Origin of the sequence: uncultured Campylobacter sp., assembly GCF_938045775.1 — a bacterium.
Classification (GTDB): domain Bacteria; phylum Campylobacterota; class Campylobacteria; order Campylobacterales; family Campylobacteraceae; genus Campylobacter_B.
Window position 1 is genome coordinate 1 of the sequence record NZ_CALIBH010000285.1, and the last position, 5,588, is coordinate 5,588.

The 5,588-nt window shown below is 50.1% G+C and carries 6 protein-coding genes; all 6 read right to left on the reverse strand.

Translation table 11 applies throughout. From position 1 onward, the window contains the following. On the reverse strand, positions 1–200 hold a 200-nt coding region (locus Q0238_RS11940), incomplete at its 3' end, for a DUF333 domain-containing protein (RefSeq protein ID WP_297946434.1). Positions 201–614: 414 nt separating this feature from the next. Then, positions 615–1,691, reverse strand: coding sequence for a 3-phosphoserine/phosphohydroxythreonine transaminase (gene serC, locus Q0238_RS11945; RefSeq protein WP_297946436.1), 1,077 nt, complete (start codon positions 1,689–1,691; stop codon positions 615–617). A 10-nt stretch (positions 1,692–1,701) separates the two neighbouring features. Next, positions 1,702–2,868, reverse strand: a complete 1,167-nt coding sequence (gene xseA / locus Q0238_RS11950) for an exodeoxyribonuclease VII large subunit (RefSeq protein WP_297946439.1) — start codon at positions 2,866–2,868, stop codon at positions 1,702–1,704. Then, positions 2,861–3,589: a bifunctional demethylmenaquinone methyltransferase/2-methoxy-6-polyprenyl-1,4-benzoquinol methylase UbiE gene (gene ubiE / locus Q0238_RS11955; protein ID WP_297946442.1), complete on the reverse strand. Its 729-nt coding sequence runs from the start codon at positions 3,587–3,589 to the stop codon at positions 2,861–2,863. Before ubiE ends, xseA begins: the two co-directional genes overlap by 8 nt. Before the next feature lie 9 nt (positions 3,590–3,598). Continuing rightward, positions 3,599–5,017 carry a CHAD domain-containing protein gene (locus tag Q0238_RS11960; RefSeq protein ID WP_297946445.1) on the reverse strand — a complete coding sequence of 473 codons (1,419 nt, stop codon included), beginning with the start codon at positions 5,015–5,017 and terminating at the stop codon, positions 3,599–3,601. Between the two features lie 48 nt (positions 5,018–5,065). Continuing rightward, the gene (locus Q0238_RS11965; RefSeq protein WP_297946447.1) at positions 5,066–5,476 is read right to left on the reverse strand and encodes a Fur family transcriptional regulator; all 411 of its coding nucleotides are present in this window, start codon (positions 5,474–5,476) and stop codon (positions 5,066–5,068) included. Positions 5,477–5,588: the final 112 nt, after the last annotated feature.

The window sequence follows — 5,588 nt, forward strand, 5'->3', positions numbered from 1 at the left end:
GTTTTATAAAATTCTTCAGCGTCGATCATCGTGCCGTCAGGCAGCTTACAAACGGTGTAATCCACGCCGTTGCCGTCTTTGCGGACGATCAGCTCGCCGCCATTTTGGATACAAAAATCCCCAGCAGCGCTAGCCTCTGCGCTCACCGAAGCGCAAGCGCCCACCACAAGCGCCACTGCAAAAAATCTCTTAAAACTCATTTAAATCCTTTCGTTTAATTCTGCCTGTTTTTAGGGTTAAGCTTGTATTTTAGGCGCTAGATACGCTAAACCTGCGCCTACATAAATAAACCGCCTTCCATCCTCGAACACCGATAATAGCGTTTTAAATATTAAATCCTACCTAATAAATCCCAGCAGCGCCAAGTCTGCTTGCCGCTGCAAAATCAAAGCCATCGGACTTCATCTAATGCAAAATTTAACATCATAAAATTTTGCCTTCAATCAAATTCTAGCAGCAAAATCCAAGCCGCATCAAAGCTATTTCTGCCGTAAAATACCGGCTATAAAAGCGAGAGTTATCACAAATACCAGCTCAGCGACAAGGCAAGCGCGGATCCTAAACAATCTCGTCTATAAGCGCGAGCACGCTCAAATCCTCTAAATTAAGCGCCGCTAGCCGTTTTTGCGCGCAAACTCGCTCATAAAAGCGACCAGTTTTTCCACGTCCTCGTAGTTTATCGCGTTGTAGATCGAGGCGCGGATGCCGCCTAAAACGCGGTGTCCTTTAAGCCCGATCATCCCCTCTGCCTCCGCCTGCGCGACGAAGATGGGCTCAAGCGCGGCATCTGCGATATTAAAGCTCACGTTCATCAGGCTGCGGCTGCCCTTTTGCGAGTGGCCGCGGTAAAAGCCGCCGCTAGCATCGATCGCGCCGTAGAGTAGCGCCGCTTTGCGCTTGTTGCGCTCGTGCATCGCCGCGAGCCCGCCGATCTCGTCTTTGATCCAGCCGAGCATTAAATTTAGCATGTAAATTCCGAAAGTATTCGGGGTGTTGCTCATCGAGTCCGCATCCGCCTGCGTCTTGTAGCGCAGGATCATCGGCGTTTTGGGATTTGCGCGGTCCAGCAGATCCTTGCGGATTGCAACCATCGTAACGCCCGCGGGGCCGCCGTTTTTCTGAATGCCGCCGTAAAACATCCCCACGCTGCTAAGATCCACGGGTCGCGAAAACAGATCGCTCGAGCTATCGACCACGAGCGGGCAGCCGCACTGCGGCAGCTGCGGATACTGCGTGCCGTAGATCGTGTTGTTCGAGCAGATGTAGCCGTAGTCCGCGCCGTCAGAAAATTTAACCTCTGGGATGCGGTCGAATTTGCTATCCTCGCTGCTTGCGACCACGCGGTAGTTTATGCCGAGCACGCCCGCTTCCTTGATCGCTTTGCTTGTCCAGTTACCCGTGTTGGCGTATTCTGCGACGCCGCCTGCGTATAGGTTCATCGGCACCTGCGCGAACTGAAGGCTCGCGCCGCCTTGCAAAAATAAAATCGTAAAATCATCCGAAAAGCCGTAGAGATCGCGCACGCGATCCATCGCACTATGCAAAACTTCCTCGAAAATTTTAGTGCGGTGCGAGATCTCCATTATCGAAAATCCCAGCCCTGCGTAGTTTAGCAGCTCCTCTTGCGCTTGCTTTAGCACGCCCAGCGGGATGGTGCTAGGTCCTGCGCTAAAATTTATTACTCTATCCATTTTGCCTCCTTTAGATGATTTTCGCGTTTTTGCTGAGCTGCTGCGAGCAAAGGACGAACTCATCGCCCTCGGCAAGCTCGCCCAAGCTCACCGTTTTGCCGCCCTTTTGGATTTGAACGAGATCTTTGGTAATCTCAAAAAATTTCGCCTTTTGCGCCAAAAGCTCATCTTTGGCACTTAGCGCGTGCTCTGCGGCGCTTAGCTTGGAGTCCACGAAGCTTTTAAATTTAAGCTCGAAATTTAAAAGCCTCGCGAGCGAGCCTGAAATTTTTGGCTCGATCGATTTTGATTTAAGCTGTAAAGCTGCGAGGCTCAGCACGTTTTGTGCGGATGAAATTTTATCTTTTATCAGTCTATCAAGTGCATCGCTTATGCCGTCTAAGCTCTGAAAGATCGCGCAAATATCGGGTAGCAGATCGATCATCGCGGCGGTGGGCGTGAGGCTTCGGTGATCGGCTACGAAATCGCTGATGCTAAAATCGATCTCGTGTCCGATCGCCGAGATGACGGGCGTTTTGGCCGCGTAGATCGTGCGCGCCAGAGCCTCGTCGTTGAAGCACCACAGATCCTCGCGCGAGCCGCCGCCGCGAGCGATGACGATCGCATCGTAGCCCTTCTCGTCGGCTACGCGCAATGCGCTTATGATCGAAGCAGGCGCGCTCTCGCCTTGCACTAGCGCGTTATATAGATCGATCTTGCAAAGCGCGAAGCGGTCCTGCGCCGTGCGAAGCATATCCGCCTGCGCCGCGGAACCCGCGCTCGTGATGATCGCGATGCTTTGGGCAAATTTCGGAAGCTGTTTTTTGTGCGCGGCATCAAAAAGCCCTTCTTTGCTAAGCTTATTTTTTAGCGCGGCGAACGCCGCCTCCAGCTCGCCCTCGCCGCTTTTGCGGATGTTTGAGACCTGGATCTGATACGCGCCCGTGGGGGCATATAGCGAGACTTTGCCGCTTACGATGAGCTTATCGCCGACGGCGGGGATAAAATTTATCCGCGCAGCGTTAAATTTAAACATCGCGCAATCGATCGCCGCGCTCGCGTCTTTGATCGTAAAATACCAGTGCCCGCTCGTGCTTTGAATTCTAAACTTAGAGATCTCGCCCTCGACCTCAACGAAGCTAAAACTCGTCTCCAAAAGTGCCTTGGCTTGGGCGTTTAGCTCGCTTACGCTAAGCATCGTCGCTCTTTTGCGCGATTTTCTCCGCTATGAAAAGCGTGCTGACATCGAAGCTGAAGCCCTTTTGTACGCGCAGCTCAAAGCCTGCGTTTTTGAGCTTTTCGCTAAAGCTCGCGGCGTCTAGGAAGCTGCCGATGGAGCTTGGCAGATACTCGTAGGCTTCTTTGTTTTTTGAGATAAAAGCGCCGATTTTGGGTAAAATTTTGCTCACGTAAAAATCTCTTATTTTAAACGCGAGTCCGCCGCTTGCGGCTTTGGTAAATTCCAAAACCATGAGCGAGCCGCCAGGTTTGATGACGCGATTAAACTCCGCAAGCGCCGCGTCCAGCTCCACGACGTTTCTTATGCCGTAGCTGATGCTTAAAATATCCACGCTTGCATCATCTAGCGTCGTGGCGCCCGCGGTTGCTTTGATAAACTCGCAGCTAGGGAATTTTTGCTTCGCCACCTCGAGCATACCTTCGCTAGGATCGATCCCCACGATCCGCTCGATCTGTACGCCGTACTGCGCCGCGCCGTCGCGCCATGAGCTTATCATATCGCCCGTGCCGCACGCGACGTCGGCGATACTCACGAGCTTTCCTTTAAGCTTTTCAAGCGTCAGCTCGACCGCTTTTTTGCGCCACGAAACGTCCACGCCGAAGCTGATGGCGCGGTTTGCCAGATCGTAGGTAGGCGCGATCTCATCGAACATCTTTATGATTTTTTCCTGTTTTTGCACGGGCTTTCCTTATTCGTATGCTTTGATTTTGCGCAGCGATTTTTTTAGAGCGCGCAAAAGAGCCTCTTTTTCATTTAAAATTTTTTCCTCCAGCTCGGCGCGGCGGTCGTTTAAGCGGGCGTCCAGAGCCAGCAGGTACGCAAACGCGACGCCGCTTTTATCGCTTGCTTTTTGATAGATCGCGATAAAATTTTGCCACACACTGATATCTTGCAGCGCGCCGAAATCCTCGCAGGCGGCCTTAGCGCGCTTAAACAGTTCCTTGACGCAGCCTTCATCAAAGCTTCTTGCAAAAATTTCAAGCGCGTATCGTAGCCTCTTTAGCCCTATACGCGCGTCGTGAAATGCTTGCAGCGGCGAGTCTTGCTTTAAATTTTTTAGCTCCGCGCGCAAGCTTTTAATCAGCTTGCAAAGGCGGGCGGATGCGAACTTTTTTGAAATTTTTTCATATTCGCTGCGTGCATAGATGCCGTCCGCGCCGCTTAAAAAGCCGCTGATAGCGCCGCTTAAATCTGCAAATTCCGCGCTAGAAAGAAATTCTAAAATTTTATCCTCAGAGCGCTTTGTGATAAGATTTAGCTGCTGCAAAAAGCCTGCAGGCGCGTCGTCGGCTTTTAAAAACTCCGCAAAAACGTGAAGGTCTCGCAGCTGATTGCTGCGGCTCATAAATTCTGCGAGGAGTTTTAAAATTTCATCCTTTTTTTCAGCTTCGAAAAGCGGCGCGGATAGCTTCAAAACGGCTCTAAATTTACGAATCTGCACGCGCAGCTCGTGAAGCGCTTCGGGGGCTAGGCTTTTTTGATATTTGCTCTTTGCGCCGCACGCCCTCGTCCACGCTAGCTCAAGCGCCAAACGCGCGAGCTTAACGCTGTCCGCATAGGGCGGCGCGAAAAATTTAACTCGGCTAAATTTTTTAAAAACACTGTGGGCGTGCGCGAAATCAAGCGAGCGCGGCGGGATACCGTAGCGCGCCAGATAGCGGCTTTTGTAGCGATAATCGTCGGTGATCTCGCAAAAATCGGTGCTGCCGAAGGTTTTTGCAAAATCAAAATTTGCGCTAGAGAGCTCGTCTTTAAATTTAGCCCGCAGCACCGCTAGCATATTTAGCTCGCCGCCGTAAAGCTCTAGCCAAAACTCCGCTTCGTCACTGGCAAAGCCGTAGCGGTTTTTTTGCACGACGCGGGCGATCCTGCTTTTTAAAGCTTCTTTGAAATCATCTTTTGAAATTTTAAAATTTAAAGTTTGCCTGTCGAGATCCTCTTTTTTGTGGTGCAAAGAGCACTCGTCGTTTTGGCGGATGTAGTAAATTTCGGGATAGAACGAAGTATAAAACCAAGCGATCTTTACCTTGCGACATTTTAGCCCCGCACGCTCTAGCGTCCGCAGAATCGAATCGTCGCTCAATAAAAATTTACGCTTAGTTTGCATACCCGCTCCAAAAATAAAGTGGGTAATAATAGCAGAAAATTCTTTAAACTATCTACACTTTTCGCAGTCTTCGACCGTAGCCGTGATATTTAGCTTGCGGATGAAATTGCCAGCTTTGCGCTCGATGTTTTTCAAAACGTCCTTATTAAAGGCATCATCCATGAAAAGATCCTCGACGTTGCCGCATTTTTCGCATACGACGTGGATGTGCGGCATCTGATAAATGTCGTAGCGGCTCTTTTTATTCGGCGCATTGACCTCGACTACGACGCCTTCGTCGAGTAGGGTGTTTAAATTTTTATAAACCGTCGCCAGCGAAATGGATGGATAGTCCTCCTTGATCCCCTCGTATAGGTCATCTATGCTTGGATGTTCGTGGCGATCGAGCACCTTTAGGATGCACAATCTTTGCGGAGTTGCTTTCAAACCGCAGGTTTTGAGTAGTTCTACGTGGCTCATTTTTGTCCTTCAAAAATTTTAAAGTGATATTATCAAATTTTACTTTAAACAAAGTTGATATTAACTAATACTTTTTATCACTTAATATTCGCTCGGTTAGAGTTTGGATATC